Raw genomic sequence first — 21,844 nt, forward strand, 5'->3', positions numbered from 1 at the left:
ATTTCTAGCAAGTAATTTGCTGCATTGTTTACTAAGGGGGCGTAGTGTCTAACTCAGCTCAAGCCAAAGCTCAATATAACTTTAATAAGTTACAAAAGCGTTTACGCCGTTTAACTGGCCAAGCGGTTATGGACTTTAACATGATTGAAGAAGGTGACCGTATAATGGTTTGCCTCTCTGGTGGTAAAGATAGCTATACAATGCTTGAAATGCTGCAGCACCTTAAACGTGTTGCCCCCATTAAATTTGATCTTGTAGTTGTTAATTTAGACCAAAAACAGCCCGGCTTCCCTGAACATGTATTGCCAGAGTACCTAGATAAACTCGATGTAGAGTACAAAATTGTAGAAGAAGATACCTACAGTATTGTAACCGACATAATTCCTGAAGGTAAAACCACCTGCTCGCTGTGTTCTCGCTTACGCCGTGGTATTTTATACCGCACAGCTAAAGAGCTTGGTGCAACTAAAATTGCTCTTGGTCATCACCGTGACGACATGATTGAAACACTGTTTTTAAACATGTTTTATGGTGGAAAACTAAAAAGTATGCCTGCTAAATTAATGAGCGACAACGGCGAGCATATGGTTATCCGCCCGCTTGCCTACTGTAAAGAAGCAGACATTAGCAAATACGCGTTTACTCAAGGCTATCCAATCATTCCGTGTAACTTGTGTGGTTCTCAAGAAAACTTGCAGCGTAAACATACAAAAAACATGTTAGCGCAATGGAATAAAGATCATCCGGGTCGCATTGAGAGTATTTTTACAGCCATGCAAAATGTTGTGCCATCTCATTTAGCCGATGCTGAATTATTTGATTTTGAAAACCTAAAAACGGGTGAAGTGATTGATGGCGGTGATATTGCACTCGACAAGCCAGATATTCCTAAAGTGCCTGTCAACAGCAATACAGACGAAGAAAACGCTGGCGTTGTTACAATTAACTTAAGCTAACTAAGTTGTATTTTTGGGTTTGCATTAAAGCAAACCCAAAACTAGTTTAACCGTCGGCTAACCCTTTCAAAAATTCCAAGCTTAATTTTTCTTGCTCATTAGGTTGGTATGGCAGCTGTTGTAAACTGTCAAAAGGAAAGTCATTTATATCAAAGTGGCTAATTTCACTATTACCAAAACTGTTTCGCTCGCCAGGACTTGGCGACATCCTTTCAATTACAAATCCACTCAAACGCATATCAGCCATGCCTTGCGGCAAAATTGACCAGTGCGCTTTTAAATCAATAGTTTGGCTTCCTTCACTTAAACGTTGTTTACTCACCAAGTGCGCAAGTGGTGTGTCGCCAGTAAAAAGGTTCGCCCGAATACGGTACAAGCCCTTTTTTACTACTTTTAAATTGGCGGGTATAAGCATGTTTTCACTTTGTGGGTATGCCGACTCAAAACCAATAAGTGTCGCACTCGGTGGCATATATTGAATTTGCGCCACTACAGGAATTTGTTTTCCATCAACATTTGCTTCAACAAATATTTGTAAATTTCGCGGATAGTCTTCCTCTGCTTTAAAAATAACATTGGCTTCGCCATCTTGTGCATTACTTTTATAGGTTGTTACAGTCTCTTTTGTATCTGTATTGGCAAGCTCTACATTCACATTTTTAAGGCCACCTGCGCTGACTTTTAATGTTATTTCTTCTGGATACACAAACCTATATTTACTGAGGCTAACTGTAACCGCATTTCCTTTGTCGTCTATTGGACTTTCAACAGGGTAAAATTGATTAGGTTTTAAACGGTCTTCATCAAATTCAGACAATGGTTGTGAATATGGCGGATATTTAAGCGCACGCTCGTATTGAGTAGCTACCTGCTCTGCTGCTTTTGCTAAGTTGCTATTATAATCTGTTGTTACTTTTTGTTTTGGTGGTGATTTAGCGGGTAAGTGTGCAGTGGTTGCTTGAATGTTTAATTTACTCTCAGCGGTTAAAGGCTGTTTTATCTTAACAACAGCGACTTCAACTTTAGCCTCTTCTTGAGAGGGCCAAACTAATAAAGCCAATACAGCCATTATTGAAACGACTACTAGGATTTTTTTTATCATTAATAGCTCAATCCTTATAAAAAGTGCAGCTTAATTAAGCTGCACATTTAACGTTTATGGGATCACATTATAAATTAATGCAGAAGCACTCGTTGTGTTTGAGTTTTTAATATAACGGTAGTTCTTTTTCCAAAACCACGACCCTGTTGTTTGATCAAATGTATTAAAGCCAACATTTTGTCCGTCGACATTAATGTTATTCATAGCAATGGTTACATTACCTTTACGCTGAGCATTATGAATTTCATTATGGCTGTAGCTGGCACTCATCATCATAGGGTAATGGTTAGGCATAAAACTATTTACCGCATCACTTTGTGATTTTAATCGACCATCAGTATCAATACTGCTGCTACAGCTACCAAATGATCGTGCTGAGCTTGCACCACATGATGAGTGCGACGCAACAACCGAATCATCATTACCTTTTAAAAATGCGCCTGTGATCCCTAAGTATTCATTACCGTCGGCAACAAAACGTAAACGAGGTGTACGCGCATCTGGAAATGGAGATATTTTACGCGCATTATTTACTTTTAAATCGTGTAACACGCCAACCGCTTCGGTAACATCGCTTCCTAGCCACCATCTAAGTGCTGCATCTATAGCAAAATTCCACGATGCACCTGTAAGTGCGCTTACAGCAACATCAGCAAGTTCACTACCGCCACCAGCACCGGCTAAATCAAATGTAGCAACAATATTGAGTGGAGAAAGCCCTGCGTTTTCTAACCAGTTTGCTTGGTTATCAATAATATGGCGAGCAATTAAATCCCCAGTAGAGTGTGTCACTAATACACAGCCATCAGCACATAAGTTTGAGCGAGATAACTGCTTTAATTTAGGCCAAACCCAATCTGTTGCTATTTTACCTTCAACACGCTCGTAGGCAGGCCAATCAATTCGTTCATCTGCTCGGTTATTCCAATACGACTGCCAATATGTTTCGCCATCATTTACAACGTCGCTACCTGATTTATTGGTTATTTGAGATACCTGCAAACCATGAATTAATATTATTTTGTGATCTTTACTTGCAGCTGAAAAACTCATTAGCATAGCAAGGCATGCGCCCAATATATGCTGAGGTTTTATCCACTTGTGTGTGTGTGTGTTGTTCATAAAATTCCTTAATGTGTGTGTTAAATATTATTTGTTAAGGTATTCATTATTAGTGTCTTTTTTTACTTATCTGCAATATTAAGCATTAGAGAAAATAACCTGACTCTACTATCAGCGAGTTATAACTCTATTTTACCTGCCTTAGGTAATGTACTTAGTTAAGCAAATTAAGTATGACTGATCAGTCCAGACAATGACCAGTATTAGGAACAAAGAACAAAAATGCAACAATTTATTATCATTTATATAAGATCAAAACAAAATTTATTTTTAATCAACAATTTAAAAATTGTCTTTTTTGGAATTATATGGTGGATTTGTAAAAATATAGCTGAGGAGTGCAATCTATTTTGCCAAGCCTAAACGTGGTTTAGCCTTGGCAAAAATTTTTAACTGACTTTATTGACCTTTAAGCTCGCTTGTAAATTGCCCTATAGCATTTACAACTTCTTGAGCACCATTTTGTATTTCACTCATAACATTGCCCGACTCTTTAGATAAAGCTAAGCCTTGCTCTGCTTTTTCTTTCCCTTTTTCGATTACATCAACCGTGTTTTGGGTTTGCGATTGATTACGCTGTACAACTTCAACAATTTCCTCTGTTGCTTTAGATGTACGTGATGCGAGTAAACGAACCTCGTCTGCTACAACGGCAAACCCCCGGCCTTGCTCACCAGCACGGGCGGCCTCAATAGCTGCATTGAGTGCAAGTAAATTAGTTTGCTCTGCAATACTACTAATGCTTTGAACAATACTCGCTATTTGTTGAGATTGTTGATCCAATGCAGAGATTTCGCTGGCCGCTTGCTCCATATTTATAGCAAGCTCTGTCATAACAGCCACGGTGTCTTTAATTACTTCAGCGCCTTGTTCTGCTTTTTTATCTGTTTGTGTTGAGGTGCTGTAGGCAATTTCGGCAGCTTGAGAAATCGCAATTTCTCGGTTTACTTGCTCCGTAATAACAGTCGCAAACTTCATTACTTTATAAAGCTTTCCGGCATCATTAGAAATAGGATTGTAAGAGGCCTCTAACCAGACAATGTTGCCATGCTTATCAACACGTTTAAATCGAGACGCTATAAACTGTCCTTGCCTGAGTTTTGACCAAAAAGCCTGATACTCTTGTGATTCAGCCTCTTCTCGTTCACAAAAAATACGGTGATGTTGGCCTAATATTTCTTTTTCTTTGTAGCCCATTGCATCTAAAAATTGCTGATTAGCCTTTAATGCATGTCCTTCTAAATCAAATTCAATAACCGCCATTGATCGGTAAATCGCCTTGATCGTGTCACTTTGCTCACGCGATGCTGAAATTGTTTTTGTTAATACAGTACAAAAAATAGAAAAATATAAAAGCTGATCTTGTTCTCCTTTTACAGGGTGAACAATTAAACGTAACCACTCTACTTGACCGTCTTGGCGAATAAATTGTAACGCGCCCCCCCAATGGCCCTCTTTTTTAATCGCTTTTTGTAAGCTTTTGTACTCGTCTGAGTGCTGGGAATGTTCAGAAATAATATCTAAAAGCGGAGTATTAATAATATGATTTTCACGATAGCCCAGCATATTAAGGAGCTGCTCGTTTGCGTGGGAAATTCGTCCGTCATAAAGAATATTAATTACTAGCATTTCACGATTAAGGCCTTCCCATACTTGTTGTAGTGGGTAAAGCTCTGCTTTTAAAGATGCTATTTCGTTTTGTTTACTATTAGAAAAAAACATTAATATCCTTACTAATACTCGAGGTATGAAATTTATAAATGCAGAGGCTAATTTATCTACGTGATAAATGAAATTTGCCCTAGCGTTAAATAATTTGCTTAAAGTTCAACCAAAACCAAGACTTTTACATGGTAAAGTAAATACTTAACACACATTTGGGACCATTTATTACTTTAATATAGCCTACATATAAGTCAAACTTTACAACGGGCTATTTTACTAAAATCACTGTTTAAGCCCCATTTACGCTTTTAAATGCAGTAATAGTGCAGGTAATAACGTTTCTATGCACTGGGCGTTTTCTTTATATTGGTGACTTATACGTACCCAACCGTCTGTTCCCATTATTTGTAGCGAGGTTATTTCTACGCTATCGATGTTTTCGTATTGAGTGCACCACAGCCCTTTTACTCTAAATATGCCAGAACTTGTAGTAATGCGATTTATTGTAAATGAGGTTTTCATAAGGTTATTTCACTTGTAACCGCTCATATAAACCAGATGAGCGCGATACAGTTTTATTCATTGCTAACTGCAGTACCTTTTTATCGGCAACTAACTCAAAAGTATGTTTAGCACGGGTAATTCCGGTATAAACAAGCTGGCGATTAACCCCAACACTTGCCTGCTGTAGTGGCGGTAAAACCATTGCGGTATAGCTAAATTCTGACCCTTGAGACTTATGTATTGTCATTGCAAACACCTTGTCGTGGGCGGGTAAACGGGCTGGTGAAAATGCACGTGTGCTGCCCTGCTCGTCAATAAATATAGCCTTAAGCTGCCCAGCTTCATCATTCATTAAAATACCAATATCGCCATTAAAGAGCTTTAATTGGTAATCGTTTTGGCTAACCATTATGGGCATACCACTATAGTGGCGCTGGTTTGGGTTTACGTTTATTAATCCTTGTTGCTGCAGGGTGCGTTCGATGCGTTGATTCAAATTATTAACGCCGTAGTCTCCCTCTTTTACTGCTGCCAGTAATTGATAACCTGCAAACGCAGCATGCACTTTGGCTACACTCTCACCTTGGGCAATTAAATTTAAATAATGTGCATAATGTTTGGCTGCTCGATTTACTAGGTTTTCTATTGGTTTACCTATAAAGTCGTAATCCAAAATAACATCACTGAAACGCCCTTCAACACTTTCCTGCTCTACATAATTTAATAAGCCACTATTATTTGTATTAACTGCCAATGCCAGTTGCCCTATGCCACTTTTAGCGTCAAAGCGGTAACTGCGTTGTAAAAAGGCAATGCAATCGGCTAGTTTAAATAGGCTATTTCCCTGTGATATTAATGTAGGCTGATCATTAAAACAAAGCGCATTTAATTCATCACACCGCTGCTTTGAGTAGTTAGGTGTGCGCCCAAGTGCTAGCCCTTGGCACAAATCGCTCATAACGCTGCCTGTATCAACCGAGGCAAGCTGGTCTTTATCACCAAGCAGTATTAATCGAGCATGAGCAGGCAAAGCTTCAATTAATTTCGCCATTAGCGATAAATCCACCATGCTTGCTTCATCAATAATTAACACATCTAGGTGCAGAGGATTGCTTTGAGTGTGTCTAAATTTATTAGTAAAAGGTTTTACCCCCAATAAGCGATGAATAGTTTGCGCAGTATCAGGGATCAGCGCTTTTATATCGTTGGGTATACTACTTAGCTGATTTTTAGCCCCTAAAATAGACTCACTTAGCCTTGCCGCAGCTTTACCCGTCGGTGCCACCAGCTTTATGCTTAATGGCGCTACTTTGTAAAGCGATTGCAATATAGCCAGCAACTTAGTTACTGTGGTTGTTTTACCTGTTCCTGGCCCACCGGTTATTACGCTAAACCCTTTAGTTGCTGCAATGGCGCACGCCACTTTTTGCCAGTCAACGTCGGCCACGGGGGGCTCTGGGAAATAATGTTGCAATAAAACAGTAAGAGTTTGACTATCAATATTAAGCGCTCGCTCACTCATGCCTAATAGCCGCTCTGCAAGTAGGTGCTCATAAGCTGCCAAACGCGAAAAATAAAGGCGTTGGTCAAATAACTGAAGTGGTTTGGCATCCCCAACGCTTTGATGATTTTGTAAATAGGTTAACGCGGTTTGTTGGTTAAACCCTTGCACAAATGGGCTATACGTAGTGGGAATATTCCCTTCAACTTTATTAAAGTCGCTTTGACGTAAATTAAACGGATTGGCCCAATCTATGGTGTTTAATGTTAAGCAACTGTGCTGGCTTTGTTGAGCTATACATAACAATAATACAATATAAAACAACTCATTATGTGTTGTTTTATCCGTATTTGAGAGTAACTGAGCAAGTTTTACATCAACGACGCGTATTCTATTTTCGCCCAGTAAATAGTCCAGTAACGACACTTCAGTAACCACGCTATTAGGTACTGCCTGTTGCTCATACGCTAAAGGCGCCTGTTCAACGTCGTCTTCTAGCGCGTCAAATAAACCCGGCTGTTGATTTAACTCACTCATAGCATGGCTCCTTGGCTAAATAAGCCATCTAAGATAGTTACTTGCTCTAGTGTCAATTGATTAAAGAAAACACCTTGCCCTGCTGGCATGCCACGTAAAAAGGTGTAATACACGCCCCCTAAGTGACGCTCAATTGAGTAGTCACTAATGCGTTGCTTTAATAGCCTATGCAGCGCTACGGTATATATTAAATACTGTAAATGGTATTGATGGCTGCTCATGGCTTGCTCTAGCTGCTCGGGTTCATAATCTTTAGGCGTATTACCTAAGTAATTAGATTTATAATCTAAAATATAATATTTCCCTTGGTAGCAAAATATTAAATCTACAAAGCCTTTTAAAAGCCCTTTAACATGAGAAAAATCCAGCTTACTTTGCACAAAGCCAAAGTGTTTAATTAGCACTTCGTTAAGCTTGGGGGCACTTAAACTAGTCAGGGGTAAATTAAACTCCATTTCGACTAAGCAGTCACTGGGCGCTAGCTTACTTAAACTTAAATCAGTTTGAACATTCAATGGGCAATTTAGTACATCGAGCACCCACTGCTGGGCAATTGGCTGCCATGTGTCGCTAATGTGATATTTTTCAAAGGCCCGTTTAATTACCTGTGACAAATTTTGTTCGCTGTTTGTGGGGTGAACAACTGGACTTGTAAAATCAATTTGTTCAAAAATTTCGTGTAAACAGCTTCCTGGCTTTGCCCCTTTAGGAAAACTAAAAGGTGAAGGGAGTTCGTCTTGTTGAACGGCAAACTCGTCTTTCTCGTGATCTTCATCGCTTCGCCCTGGGGCTAATTCATCGCTGTGCTTTTTAAAACTCAATGCACTAAAGCTGGTTGCACGCCAATCTCGTTCTATGTGCGCCTTACTATTGTTTACACTCAGAATTTGCTGAGCAGCCTCGGTATTAACAAACTGTAAGGTTCCCTGTTGGCGTAATTCTTCAGAGGTAAATTGCTGATAACACATAAATGTGTGCTTGTCGCAAAACTCACTTAAATGTGTTCGCCATATTTGACTGCTTGAAATTTCGAGCTCTGAGAACAGCACATGCCCAAGCGCACTACTTTGAATTGCTAACCGACTACTTTGCCCTTGCCCTATGTTATAAACACCCAGCGCACAAAAATGCACTGCACGCGTAAGCGCTACATACAATAAACGTAAATCTTCGGCTAAGCGCTCTTTTTCAGCTTGCTGGAGTGCGTCTTCATTCTTACTTAAATCATAAATAAGTTTGCCATTTTTATGATAAAGCGCTTCTTTAGTTTCACGATAACCACTGGCAAACGGCATAAATACCAATGGATATTCGAGCCCTTTTGAAGCATGCATTGTCACAATCTTAACTAAGTTTGCATCACTTTCTAAACGTACCTGTACGGTTTCGCCATCTTGTTGACTCACCTTTTGCGCAAACCATCGCAGCAAGCGTAATGTGCCTTCAAGCTCAATTTGCTTTTGCTGTAATATTTCACCAAGGTGCCTAAAGTCGGTAAGCCACCGCTCCACGTTGTAGCCTAAACCTTGCCATTTAGCACTTAACTGATTATGACTTAGCAATCGCTCAAGCATGGCCATTGCACCTTGCTTATGCCAAATATGGCTAAGCTGAGCAAAAAAGTTTAAGTGCTCTTGCCAAGCGTTTTCGTTATCGGCAAGTGCGTATACATCGTTATAACTTAAACAAAATAACGGTCCTGCGAGCACACCACGAAGTAATGACTCGTCATATTGACCATGTAATGCAGTTAAAAAATTAAGTAAATGATGGCTCAACTCTTGGCTAAACACGCTGTCGCGGGATAGATACACACTGGCAATTTTAGCCTCGCTCAAAGCCTTTTTCATTATTTGCGCTTCAACGCGGTCACGCACCAAAATACATATGTCTGCCGCACTTATTGGCGTTTTACCTATGCACGCTGTGCCTTGTTTAGCGTGTTCTAATAAAGTGACTATTTTATTCGCAAAGTAAGTGGCTAGGTGTGCTTGCCCTAATCCTTTACTGGTGGGTTTATTTTTTTCATCGGCGGCTTCATCTACAAACACATTAAATTCAAAGGCGTTGGCCGGTTTACCATCAATTAAAAACGATTCATCTGCTTTTTTACCCTTAGCGCTCACTTTGTTAAACGGGATAACATCGTTATAAATAAAACTGTTGTCGTGTTTGCTAAATAAACTATTTACGCTGTTTACTATATCGCTGCTTGAGCGAAAATTTGTGCCCAGTGTAAATTGTTGAGGCTCGTCTACCGCCTTTTTTGCGCCTATATACGTAAATATATCTGCGCCTCTAAAACCGTAAATAGCTTGTTTAGGATCGCCTATCATGGCAAGTGTAGTATTGGCTTGGCCATAAATGTGACTAAAAATACCATACTGAATCGGATCGGTGTCTTGAAACTCATCTATCATAGCAACCGGAAATAACTGCGCAATCTTTTGCGCAAGCACATCACCTTGCTCATTATTAAGTGCAGTGTATAAATTAGTGAGTAAGTCGTCGGGGGTGATCACACTTTGCTCTTGCTTGCGCTTAACAATGGCTGATTTTACCCAGCGTGCAGCTTCTTGTACCAACGCTATTTTTAAACCTTGGTTCATGGTGTTGTTAAGCGCTGATAAGGTGTCAAACTGACTTAATAACGGATGCGTAAACAAAGGCTGATTTTTTTTATAGTTAGTGGTGTCACTTAAGTTCTCGGTACTCCATATTTCAAACGAATACTTATTGGTACCAAACTCAAAAAACACGTCACCGCTTGCACAAAATGCATCAAGCGCTGCAAGGCTTGCTTTGCGAGCGGGGGTTTTAGCACCACTTAGGCCGGAGCCTTTAATAGCATCAGTAAATCCGTGTTCTTGGCAATCTTTTTTAAACTGTGGGATGAGAGCTAGGTATTCATCACGAGCTTGCCATACATCATCTAAGTTTATTTGCGGTGTTATGTGCGCATTGGCTTTATTTAAAATACTGGCTACTTGTGAAAATAAAGACTCGGGTGCTGCAAATACATCTAAAATAGCATCGGTTCTTTCTTCACTCAGTGGATAAACAAACGAACGCCAGAAGTCTTTTATTGTTTCGAGCAGTATGTCGCGCTCGTCTAAAATAAACTCTAAATTAAATGCCACACCTGATTCAAACGCATGTTGCTTTAACATTCGCTGACAAAAGCCATGAATCGTAAATATAGCGGCTTCATCCATCGATTTTGCGGCAGCGTCCAGTAAATCAAAGGCTCTGTGTTTGTCATCTACTGCGGCAATTACGCCTTCAATTAACTCATCGTTTGGGGTTTGCCCAAGTAATGCATCTCTGGCTGCAATAATACGGTTACGCACACGGTCTTTAATTTCTTGAGTAGCAGCGTCGGTAAACGTTACTACCAAAATCTGTTCTACGCTTAAAGGAGCATTAAGCTCACCCGGTATTTGCATGCCAAGTAAATAGCGTAAATATAACCCGGTAATAGTATACGTTTTACCCGTACCGGCACTGGCTTCTATTAAACTTTGCCCTTTGAGTGGCATAGTAAGTGGATTAAGCGCTTGCATGGTCGCTCTCCTTGGCATGCTCATATAACGGCGTAAGTAGCTTTTCGCTCCAGCTAATAAACTCGTCTTGGCAGTCGTTAAGTGATTGCACCGTTAATCTAATGTAGGGGTTTTCACCTTCACCTCGGCCTATGTATTGCGGACTAAACTTATTCATCGCTTTTGCCATATCGCCACCCGTTTTTATGTATTCGTAACCACTTACCGGATAAAACGCCACAGGCTCTTTACGCAGTGCTTTGTATAATTCAAACCAATCTGCCAAAATTAAATCAGCGTCGGCTTTGCCCATAGGCGCAAAGCTAATTTGTTTATCAAGCCCAAGTAATAACGTTTCGAGGTTATACCCCAAACTTTGTGCCACAAGGTGATAAATAAAGCCCCTAATCATGTCTTTGGCTTTAATACTGGCGCTGCGGTAAAACACCTGCTTTTGCATAAAAATATGGTTAAGCCAGCCCTGAATTTGTGTTCCTTGAATATTAAACGACACCTCTATAGGCTCACTTTTACCCGCTTTTATTTGCTCTTTCACCTGCCCTGCAAGCGCGTCAACGCGGTGTTGCATGCTTTGTAAAACTAAATTTCCCACATTCGCTTGCGGTAACTCGCCGCGTTGCAAAATTTGCTCAGTACTCATTGGCGTATCGTTAATGGTGGCTTCTAATATTTCGTCTAAATAAAAGTAACGGCGCAGCGCATCAATACTAAATGGCTCTTCATCTTTTGCTACTTCGTTAAATTGCGGCAAACGTAAACCCAAGGTTTGATTGTAAAAACTCTCTTGTGCGCTGCAAACACTGCGTATAAATACATCAAGCTCTAACTGTTCAGGTGGTTTTACATCAAGTGCGGTAACTGGTTCTGGAAATATGGGCTCATTTGGCAACCAAATTGGGTTATAACTGTGATCATTAAGCACGGTACTATTTTTATTATCTTGGTAGTAGTGGCTATTAAAGGGTTGCAAGTGTTGCTGGCTAATCAAACATGCCGGTAATGCTTTAGATGAGTCGTCACCCAGCGTAAAACTACGCCCTATGTATTCTAATAACTCGCTCACCAGGGTTGATGGCATACGGGGTTGGTTATCAAAGCAGGAGCGGCCAATATAGCTCATGTAAAGATTTTCACGAGCACTAAGTAGCGCTTCTAAAAATAGGTAACGGTCATCTAATTTTCGTGATCGGTCACCTTTTTGTTTTTTAGAGTGTGGTACTAAATCAAACCCAATAGGCTGCACATTACGTGGGTAGTCAGCGTCGTTTAAACCTAGCATGCACACTACTTTAAATGGCACGGCGCGCATGGGCATAAGCGTACAAAAATTTACTTGCCCCACTAAAAATCGCTGACCGACGCCTTTTTCTTGTATACCCTGTTTTATTAAATAGCTAACTATGCGCTGCGACACCGCTTGATTGTAGTCGCCGTTATCGTGGTGCTTTTGAATATCTTCTAGCACTTTTTGCAGCACTAATAAATCCCAACTGTCGTCGCTTTCACTCTCGTAAACAGCGCCAAGTAGCTCGCTTAAAATTTTCGCCTTATTAGTGAGGGTGTCGTCGGGAGTAAGCTTGGCTTTAAAGTTTTGAAGCACATCGATAAAGTCTACCAGCTTATTAAGCGTATCAAGCGCCATTCCTTCTACTTCGTCGGCGCTATAAATACCATTAAATGGGCATTGCTCGTCGCGCATGGCAATACCCAGTAATAAACGGTTTAAACCATGCTGCCATGTATTTAGTTCAATGGCGGGTAAATCAAAACTGTGTTTATGTTCGGCATTGATGCCCCATTTAACACCTACGCGTTCAAGCCAGTATTGTATTTGTTCGTACTCGTGCGCTTCAAGGCCAAACTTTTCGGCTATTTGGGTTACTTGTAGTAAATCTAAAATATCTGATACGCCAAACCGCGAGAACGGTAAGTTAGCTAAGCTGGAAAACGAGCTTAGTACTGGTTTTTCTTGCTCTATGGCTAAATCAGCTAACGCGTAGGGAATATAGCGGCTGCCTTGCGCACCACCAAATACAGCCTCTATATAGGGGCTGTATGTGCCTACATCGGGCATCATTACAATAATGTCTTTTGGGGTAAGCGCAGGGTTTTGGTTAAATAAATTAAGTAAGTAGTCGTGTAATCGCTCAACTTCTCTAAGCGGTGTATGGCAGTCACTAAGGGTAATACTGGTATCGTTTGCACTTACTGGTAATTTACCTTCATCGTTTATAAACCATTCTTTGTTATCGGTAAGCGACTCCCCTTTAAACGCAAGCTGATAAATTTCGCTTTGTACTTGCCCAAGTAATGTAGTGTCAAAAGCATCTATAAAGCCATCAATCCAACGGGCATCAAGTTGCACTAGCTGTTCAAAATAATCGCGACCTAACTTCCCCCACGACGATAAAAGTGGGTTACCTATAAAGTAATAGTCTTCATCTGGGTTAGATTGTTTTTTTTGTTGCGCTTCCACCAGCGGCATTTTGGCGTATTTAGCATTTATTTTGGCCGCTGTTTTTTCGTCGATTATGTCACCCCAGTAATGCTCACTCGGGTTAAAAAAGAATAAAAACACCTCTGTTTTTTTGCTCAATGCTTCAAACACATCAAGCTGAGAATTGGCAATGGCTGATATACCAAATAAACTAATGCGTTTGGGTAATAAGCTGTTGTCCATATTTTCCAACGCAGCAAGTAATTGCCCCTGCATATTTGCGCGGTGAAATTGGCTTTGGCCTAGCGCTTTGCTTAATTTTACAATTCGGCGCCATAAATCAGGCTGCCATGGTGCAATGGTGACATCTACGTCATCAAGTTCATCATTGCCGCTATCCCATGTTGCTATCCAGTGCGGTCGATACATTAGGTATTGATCGTACACATCGGCTATTTTTTCACATAGAGCAAAGGTTTTTTGGCCATCAATATCGCCCTCTAAGTAGGTTTTTAGGGGTAAATAAAGCGGTTCGTCAATACAAGTGGGTAAAATTGAAAATAATTTCCATGCAAGGTTAGGTTTGTTAAAGGCCGACTCTTTAGGCACGTTAGGTAATAGCTGCTGATATAGTTGCCAAATAAAACTCGATGGCAACGGAAAATTAACCTGTGCAGCCACACCTAAATGCTCGCTCAAGCCAATTTTTAGCCACTGCGACATACCCGGAGATTGCACCAGCACCACTTCTTTATCGAACGGGCTTTGCAATGGGCTTACCTTTAACAGTTGATGAAACTGAGCTTGCAGGGCTTCCATACGGTTTGATTGAATAATATTGAGCATACGACACTGTCCTTACTTGAAGTAAAACCAGTGTAAGATATTTTCAATTATAGGGGTAGCAATAAGGGGAAAATGACGTTAATAAAACAGCAAGTTAGAAGATAGTTAAACAAAAAATAAACGCACAGAACTTACTTTAATCACTTTTTAATCACTGTGCGTTTATTATTTATATCGCGCTCTTATTTATAAGGGCTAATACTTGAAAGGCCAAAGTTACTTTGCATAATGACCTTGCCGTCAATGCCTTTGAGTTTTAATGAGATAGCTGGGTCAGCTTGTTTCCAATCAATGCTTAAATCACCATAGTTTACATTGTGCGTATAATTGCCCACGCGATGCTTATTTGGGCTGACGTCTTTCCATTTTTCAGTCAAACCTGAGCTGGTCATTTCAATAAGCGGATAATCTAGGTTTTGATTGTATTTAGATATTTCCCCCCAATGCGTATCGCCACTAATGATCACCACGCCATTTACTTTATGTTTTTTAATTAACGTAAATAAACGATTTCGATCCTCTGGAAAGTTTGCCCATGACTCCCAGCCTGTAAAATCAGGCAATAACTGCAAACTTGATGCTATAAGCTTAATAGCAGCAGGTTTTTTAAGCTCGCGCTCGAGCCACTGCCATTGCGCTTCACCTAGCATTGATGCGCCTTTTAATTCTGTTGGGCTATAAGGGCCTTGGTTGTTTAATTTACGCTTGGTGTAATATTCAAGCTCGCTTACATGATTAAGTGTGTCACGGTTCCAACGTAAATCGGGCATAATCACTTGCACCGTTTGCTCGCCTTCACCATACATATACGAGGTATAAATACCGTCTGAGCGTGTTCTACGCTCTGTGTTTTTAGGCTCGCCCCAAAAGTCGAGCATAATTTGTCGCGATTCTTCTTTATGAGGGTATTCTTTTCCGGCATCGTTTTGACCAAAGTCGTGATCGTCCCACATTGCAATTATAGGTGTGTTTTCTTTTAGGGTTTTAAAGCCGGGTTTTGCACCTAGTTTTTGATATTTATCAGCAAGCACTGACATGTCATTGGTGTCGCCGTAAATATTGTCGCCTAAAAATATAAATAGATCGCCCTGCTCTTTATTTATGGTGTCGAATATTGGGATGTCTTTGTCTTGATGCCCGCACGAGCCAAACAATATTTTTGATGGTGCAGCCATCGCGCTTGCACTAACAACCAACGCAAGCGTTGAATATAAAATAGGGTTTAATAACATTTTCATTTTAAAATCTCTTTAATAGCGGGTGCCATATTGGGGTTAATTATATGTGGTTGCTGACCAAGTGCCGCAAGCACCGTAGCGGCAATTTGCGCTTGTTTAACATTTTTAATTTTTATTAGGCCATTTCCTTTAATGGCAGGGCCAATTGCACCAAGCCAAATATGCTCCGAACCAACAATTCCCTCTGGGAATGCCCTTTTACCTTGCGGTGAATTGGCTAAGGCCTGTTTAGAGCTATGGTGTTGCCAATCGCTTGCATGACTCCCTCGGCCGTGATCAGTAGTAATAATAAGCGTTGTTTTGTTTTTATAACCTGGGGTACTTTGAATGGTTTGCCATAAGTCTTTTAAAAATGCATCGCTTTGTTTCGCTGATTTTAAGTAAGCATCGTAATGACCATCGTGGGCAAAATCATCAGTTTCACCTAAGCTAATTACCAGCAACTTCGGTTGTTTAGCCAACATGTAGGCTTTAGCAAAACGGTAGGTAAAACTGTCTAATCGAACATTTGTCCACGGACTGGGGATTTCTTTTTGCAGTGCATTTAAAAGTGGGGCATCTGCAAATAAATCCTCTGCAATAGGCATAAACCCTGCATTTACATATACGTTACTGCGCTTGGTGTTTACAATGTATGGAAACACATCCCAGCTACCAAATAACGCGGTGCTGTTTTTAAATTCAGCTTGCGCGTCTAAACGCTCTAAAATAGTTTTATTTGGGTTATACACTTTATCGTTACTGTTAATATTTTCATCTACTTCGCCACTTAAGATTTCGTTATAACCGGGATACGAAAAATACCACGGATTACTAACCGACATTGTAGATCCCTTTGTTCTGTCGCCAATAATTACACCTTGTTTAGCTACTACTTGCGTTAAAAAAGGCATTAATAATTGCTGACGCTTGTGTGGATTTTCATCCCAAAACTCATTACTTAAATCGCTCGGCTGTTTAACAAAGTCTTTATTACTAATAAGGTTTTTATCAGCACCACTAAATACTTCTTGCCAGCGCACGCCATCAAGGGTCACAAGCACAACGTTTGCGTCACTCGCACACACAGAGCTGGCAAATAAAATAAAGCTCGCCAATAATACTTTTAATATTTTATGCATGAATTTTTCACCTCACGTTAAATAAAAAGCCCATCAAAGTGACGGGCTTTTATTTACGTAATTGATTGCTTAAAACGTAGCTGTAAAGGTAACTGCCGCAGTGCGAGGCGAGCCTATAAAGTAAGTTGAACCATTACCTGTGCCGCCGGCTAAGTAGCTTTCATCTGTTACGTTATAAACAACAAAAGCAATATCGATAGCTTTAAATGGCCCTGCATCAACTTGTGTTGCGTAACCCGCATTTAAATCAAGAACAGTGTAGCTATCTACGTCGCCACGCTCACCGGTATATTTAGCCGACAAACCAAAGCGAAAATCGCCACTGTAATAATCGGTAGAAAGCACAAATAAGTCATCTACTGAGTCTATAACCTTATCACCCGCTTCAAAACCTGGCGCATCACCTTTGTACTCTGAGTTATTATTTGTATACGAGCTGTAAAAACTCCACTCAGGGCTAAGCATGTAGCTTGCTGAAAGCTCTAGCCCTTGTGATTCAATACCGCCTACATTTAAGTAAGAGCCGTTAGTACCAATGGTATAGTCAATGCCGCCAGTATCACTGCCAGGTGCAATAAAGGTAATACGGTTATCAAACTCAATTGAATAAGCTGTAGCAGTGAGTTTAAGAGCATCATTTTGGTAACGAACACCTAAGTCAATATTTTCAGCTGTTTCTGGTTCAATGGCTGATAAATCAGAGCTGTCGCGCTCAAGCACACCATCTTTTATAGCTGCAAAATTTTCGCTATAACTAGTAAATAGCTCTGTTGAGTTATTCAACTGGTACACAATACCCCCACTAAACAGTATATCTGAGTCACTGTTTACTTTTGCAGTTGTTGCATTTTGGTAATGGTCGAACTTTTCAATATCAACGAGGTATTTTTTGACACCTACGTTAAGCGTTAAATCGCCAAATGCCATTGAATCTTGTGCGTACCATTTTAGCGTATCGGCTTCAAAGGTATTTTTATATTGAGTCCAGTAAGGCGTGCTGTCGTAGTGGTGATAAATACGTGCATCTATCACTTTGTGCCAATCGCGCGATTCGTCGCGGTCACTTTGTTCATACCAAAAGCCCGCTTCTATATCGTGCATACCAAATGTAGCGGCATAATGGGCTGTTACGCCTAAGCGATCTTTATTGTAATGAGTATGACGATACGACATAACCGGTGTTGCACCTGCATCGTAACACGCAGGGTTTAACCCCGGGCCAGATTCCCATGGCCAGCTTAAGCTAGCTGTACAATCTGCGTTGGGTGCAAGCGGATTACCTTCACTGTCGGTAAAACCGTAAGACCCTGCATTTGAGCCACCTTCGGTTGTTGGGTTACCATTTTCATCAACTGGGGTTGTTAGGTAAGGTGGGATCCAATCGCCACGTCCTGAATTTTTATGATAATAAGGGCTAACAGTAAGTAATGACGTTGGTGAAATAGCGTATTCAAACTTTAAATATGCTAACGTATTTTCGCGAAGTGTACCCCAACCTTCTGCAAACATTTGGTCAAAATGCGGCACACCCGTCCAATTCCACGTTAGTTGATCCCAGTCTGGTGTTTGCTCAAATTGGGCTAGACTCACGCTATTGTAATTTGTTTCGCTTACGTCATCGTATGATATACGCCCGGTAATGGTTAAATCCGTTAACGTAGTAACAAATTTAGCTTCAGCGTGTTGGTTATCTTTACCACCATTGCTACCCGAACCAATCCAACGGCTAGTATCAGTTTGTGAGTAACTAACGTAAGCTTGGGTGTTATCAAATAATGTACCCGTTTCGTGTTTTAAGTAATATCGTGTAGCATCGTGACTGCCCGATGTGTAAGCAAAAGTAGTGCTTTTTTCAAGGCTTGGTGCTTTACTGACAAAGTTAAATGTACCACCAAGTGCTTCAAGTGAAGCCGATTTAATATCAGACGTGCCTTGACCTACTTCAACGGTTGCAAGGTTTTCAGAGTCTAAGTAGCGATTTGCTTTTGCACCGCCGCCATAATTAGAGCCACCATTAGGAATACCATCAACTGTCATACCTAACTGTTGCTGATTCCCGTCAATACTAAAACCACGCATCGTAATTGTGGTAGACCAATCGTCACCGCCAAATGCGTCGCCTTCATTTATGCTAATGCCTGGCAAATTATCAATGACTGACAACACACTTGAAACCGTGCTTTGCTGCTCTAACATGGCTGGTTCAATCACATTATTAGCGTAACTAGTTGGCTTTGCCACAACCGTTACTTCTTCAATAGTCGTGTCGTTAGCATAAGCAGAAGTTGATACCGCCATGGCAATGGCCATGCTCAAAATCGATTTACTTTTTAAAGCGTACATTGTTGTCCCGTTTGATTTTATTAATGGTTTATTATGAAAACGGGCACAGTATGATTTTTAAATATGACAATAAAGGTTTGTTTTATTGACATAAAGATTAAACAAATATGAGAAAATAATGGCGAAAATATGTAAAAAAAAAGACACTTAATAAAGCTATTAAGTGTCTTTTTTTATTTAATTGCTAAACGTTATTTAAGCTCAGCAAGCATCTCGTCGCTGTAAGGCACTAACTCTTCGCCGTTTGTTACTTTGCTAATGTAATCAGGGTTTGCAATTAGCGGGCGGCCAATCGCAATTAAATCAAACTTACCTTCATTAATTGCATCTTTAGCTGACTCAAAGCTGTAGCTACCAACACCAACAAGTACTCCTTTGTATCCCGCACGTAAAAACGCTGATGTAGTTTTGCCTTCTAGCGATTCGAATGTTGTGCTGTCGTCAAAAATACCACCGTGCAAGTAAGCAAGGTTTCGTTTTTCAAGTTCAGGTAGTAAGTAGTCAAATACCGCTTTGTCACGGTTATCTTCACTCATATTAAAGTAGGCGCCAGGTGTTACACGCAGTGCTGTACGCTCGTTACCTACTGCAGCAATAACTGCATCGGTAACCTCAAGTGCAAAGCGAGCCATGTTTTGCGGTGTTTGGCCGTACTCGTCTTCACGTACATTGGCTTCATAATGTAAAAATTGATCAATTAAGTAGCCGTTTGCGCCATGAATTTCTACACCGTCAAAACCGGCTTCAATTGCGTTTTCGGCGGCTTTGGCAAAATCTGCAATTAACGATTTAATATCATCAATGGTTGCCGCTTTTGGTGTTATATAAGTCAGCTCGCGCATGCGGGGCACAGAACCTTCTACGCCGATTGCTGAAGGTGCGAGTACTTCACCATCAAAAAAGTGAGGGTGCGCAACTCGGCCAACATGCCAAAGTTGAGCAAACATTTTGCCACCATTTGCATGAACAGCGTCGGTCACTTTTTTCCAACCTTGAATTTGCTCGCGTGTAAACAAACCAGGCGTAGTTGGGTAACCTTGCCCGTCTGGGCGAATAATTGTCGCTTCGCTAATAATGAGACCTGTGTCTGCGCGGCGAGCATAATACTCAACCATATCTTGCGTTGGCACTAAATTTTCGTCAGCCATACAACGTGTAAGCGGTGCCATTAATACACGATTTTTAAGTTCAATCGTGTCATTTAATCGATATGGTGTAAGTAAATCTGTGTTCATTTTATAAATCCTTGATTAAGTGTATGCATACTAAGTGCGGCCATTTAGGCAACATTCAAGATCAATTTTGAATGTTTGCTCAAAATATACTGACTAACCCATAAAACAGATCTAAATAACAAAAATAATTGTGAAGTTTTCAACACGATGTCACATAACTCGATATACTTGTACGCTATAAATATAAATTGACCGCAACAAAAGTGAGCCCATCATGACACGCGTAAATGCAACCGAAGAACACGACGTAATTTTAGGCCTTGGAGCCAAAAAGCGTCTCGCTTTTATGTTTGAAACCGTACAACAGTACAAGCAAGTATGGATTTTAAATGACGACGACGGCTGTGTAATGCTTACTAACGAAGATGACGATTGTGTGCCTGTATGGCCTACACGAGAATTTGCACAAGCATGGGCAACGGGCGACTGGGAAGGATGCACACCTAAAGCAATCCCTACTAATGACTGGTTCAGCCGATGGACACCCGGCCTTGAAGAAGACGACTTACTTATTGCCGTATTCCCGACAGAGGAAGACGACGGCACTATTTTATTTCCTGATGAATTTGAAAGGCAACTAAAAGCACCAAAGAAAAAATACTAAGTAACTAGCATAACTTTATTTAGTTTATGGACGCGGCTTTACAATAGCCGCGTTTTTTATACCTGCTTTCTAAAATTTAAATATGCCTGAGTGATTGCCTTAGCATCTTCAACTTGCGGATAGTGCCCAAGCTCAGCAAAGCCTTGTGTGCGGGCATTAGGTATTATTTTTTCATACTGTTCGAGCATGTGTTTCCCTGATATTGGGTCTTGCTCACCTGCAATCAATGTAACCGGTATATCGCTATTAATAATTGCAGTAACCCAGCGCTGCTCGTTTTGCTTTCGCTGTGTAATGTAATTAATTAGCTTTGGCATAACACGTAAACCATTATTGTGATTTAAAAGCGCCCAAAGCGTATCTATAACTACAGGTGCGGGTGGCGTGTTTGCACCAAATATGGAGGTTAAATTTTTGGCAAACTTATGCTTACTCATTAGCTTAGGGACTATCCAGCCCAGCTTTGAAAGTAACAACTTTTGTATAAATAACGGTTTATGTGCTTGAGGAAACAACCCGCCATTCAAAAAGCACACACTGTGTATATGTACTTCACTTTGATTAGCCACTTGCCTCGCTAATAGCTCTTGGGCAACGGTATCGCCATAGTCGTGGGCAAGTATATGTACATTACTTATATTTAAACGCTGTAAAAAATGTGTGTATAAATCAGCTTGCTCTGCAATTTTATAATCCGCTTTTGAAGGCTTATCCGAAAGCCCAAAACCAAGCATATCAAGTGTCACTAAAAAGTAGTGTTTACTAAGTTCATCCCACATAGCTTCCCAATCCCAGCTTGCACTTGGAAAACCGTGAATTAAAACAAGCGCGGGGTTATGTGTATTCCCTGCCGTTTTAGTAAAAATTTGATGCCCGTTTATATTTATAAATTGACCGCTTAATTGCCATTGTGAAAGTGAGTACATGTTATGAACCAAAACTTTTGTATTTAATTGTTGTAACACAATTACCCATAAACTTCGAAAAATCACCAGCAAGCTTTAACGCATAGATTAAAAGAAAGCCTTTTTCATTACAAAAATACCTATAAATACGGTATTAACTGAGAA

The 21,844-nt window shown here is 40.4% G+C and carries 14 protein-coding genes; 2 read left to right on the forward strand and 12 right to left on the reverse strand.

Annotation, left to right across the window (positions count from 1 at the left end):
• Positions 1 to 44 precede the first annotated feature (44 nt).
• A complete protein-coding gene (gene ttcA, locus ATS72_RS05495) occupies positions 45 to 956 on the forward strand; it encodes a tRNA 2-thiocytidine(32) synthetase TtcA (RefSeq protein WP_058429105.1) in 912 nt (303 codons plus the stop codon).
• Between the two features lie 46 nt (positions 957 to 1,002).
• Here ttcA and ATS72_RS05500 read toward each other — a convergent pair whose 3' ends face one another.
• The 11 genes from ATS72_RS05500 to ATS72_RS05550 all read right to left on the reverse strand — a co-directional run bounded on the left by ATS72_RS05500 (position 1,003) and on the right by ATS72_RS05550 (position 20,170).
• On the reverse strand, positions 1,003 to 2,058 hold the full coding sequence (locus tag ATS72_RS05500; RefSeq protein WP_082650915.1) for a hypothetical protein: 1,056 nt from the start codon (positions 2,056 to 2,058) through the stop codon (positions 1,003 to 1,005).
• 54 nt (positions 2,059 to 2,112) lie between these two features.
• Entirely contained in the window at positions 2,113 to 3,180 is a 1,068-nt protein-coding gene (locus tag ATS72_RS05505) for a hypothetical protein (protein ID WP_058429106.1), read from the reverse strand.
• A 399-nt stretch (positions 3,181 to 3,579) separates the two neighbouring features.
• Positions 3,580 to 4,902: a methyl-accepting chemotaxis protein gene (locus ATS72_RS19015; protein ID WP_058429107.1), complete on the reverse strand. Its 1,323-nt coding sequence runs from the start codon at positions 4,900 to 4,902 to the stop codon at positions 3,580 to 3,582.
• A 243-nt stretch (positions 4,903 to 5,145) separates the two neighbouring features.
• Positions 5,146 to 5,367, reverse strand: a complete 222-nt coding sequence (locus tag ATS72_RS05515) for a hypothetical protein (protein WP_058429108.1) — start codon at positions 5,365 to 5,367, stop codon at positions 5,146 to 5,148.
• A gap of 4 nt (positions 5,368 to 5,371) precedes the next feature.
• Positions 5,372 to 7,387 carry an exodeoxyribonuclease V subunit alpha gene (gene recD, locus ATS72_RS05520; RefSeq protein ID WP_058429109.1) on the reverse strand — a complete coding sequence of 672 codons (2,016 nt, stop codon included), beginning with the start codon at positions 7,385 to 7,387 and terminating at the stop codon, positions 5,372 to 5,374.
• A complete protein-coding gene (gene recB / locus ATS72_RS05525) occupies positions 7,384 to 10,950 on the reverse strand; it encodes an exodeoxyribonuclease V subunit beta (RefSeq protein ID WP_058429110.1) in 3,567 nt (1,188 codons plus the stop codon). Before recB ends, recD begins: the two co-directional genes overlap by 4 nt.
• The gene (gene recC, locus ATS72_RS05530; RefSeq protein WP_058429111.1) at positions 10,937 to 14,233 is read right to left on the reverse strand and encodes an exodeoxyribonuclease V subunit gamma; all 3,297 of its coding nucleotides are present in this window, start codon (positions 14,231 to 14,233) and stop codon (positions 10,937 to 10,939) included. The genes recB and recC overlap by 14 nt, the downstream gene beginning before the upstream one ends.
• Positions 14,234 to 14,415: 182 nt before the next feature.
• Complete coding sequence (locus tag ATS72_RS05535) at positions 14,416 to 15,471, reverse strand: alkaline phosphatase D family protein (RefSeq protein WP_058429112.1); 1,056 nt, start codon at positions 15,469 to 15,471, stop codon at positions 14,416 to 14,418.
• Positions 15,468 to 16,592, reverse strand: a complete 1,125-nt coding sequence (locus ATS72_RS05540) for an alkaline phosphatase family protein (protein ID WP_058429113.1) — start codon at positions 16,590 to 16,592, stop codon at positions 15,468 to 15,470. Before ATS72_RS05540 ends, ATS72_RS05535 begins: the two co-directional genes overlap by 4 nt.
• A 69-nt stretch (positions 16,593 to 16,661) precedes the next feature.
• A complete protein-coding gene (locus ATS72_RS05545; RefSeq protein ID WP_058429114.1) occupies positions 16,662 to 18,935 on the reverse strand; it encodes a TonB-dependent receptor domain-containing protein in 2,274 nt (757 codons plus the stop codon).
• Between the two features lie 191 nt (positions 18,936 to 19,126).
• Complete coding sequence (locus ATS72_RS05550) at positions 19,127 to 20,170, reverse strand: alkene reductase (protein WP_058429115.1); 1,044 nt, start codon at positions 20,168 to 20,170, stop codon at positions 19,127 to 19,129.
• Between the two features lie 214 nt (positions 20,171 to 20,384).
• Between ATS72_RS05550 and ATS72_RS05555 the strand changes: the two genes are divergently transcribed.
• On the forward strand, positions 20,385 to 20,774 hold the full coding sequence (locus tag ATS72_RS05555; RefSeq protein ID WP_010557274.1) for a DUF2750 domain-containing protein: 390 nt from the start codon (positions 20,385 to 20,387) through the stop codon (positions 20,772 to 20,774).
• Between the two features lie 56 nt (positions 20,775 to 20,830).
• On the opposite strand, the gene ATS72_RS05560 is transcribed toward ATS72_RS05555, so the two are convergent.
• Complete coding sequence (locus ATS72_RS05560) at positions 20,831 to 21,700, reverse strand: alpha/beta fold hydrolase (RefSeq protein ID WP_058429183.1); 870 nt, start codon at positions 21,698 to 21,700, stop codon at positions 20,831 to 20,833.
• Positions 21,701 to 21,844: the final 144 nt, after the last annotated feature.

Source organism: Pseudoalteromonas sp. 13-15 (genome assembly GCF_001468205.2).
Taxonomy (GTDB): Bacteria; Pseudomonadota; Gammaproteobacteria; order Enterobacterales; family Alteromonadaceae; genus Pseudoalteromonas; species Pseudoalteromonas marina.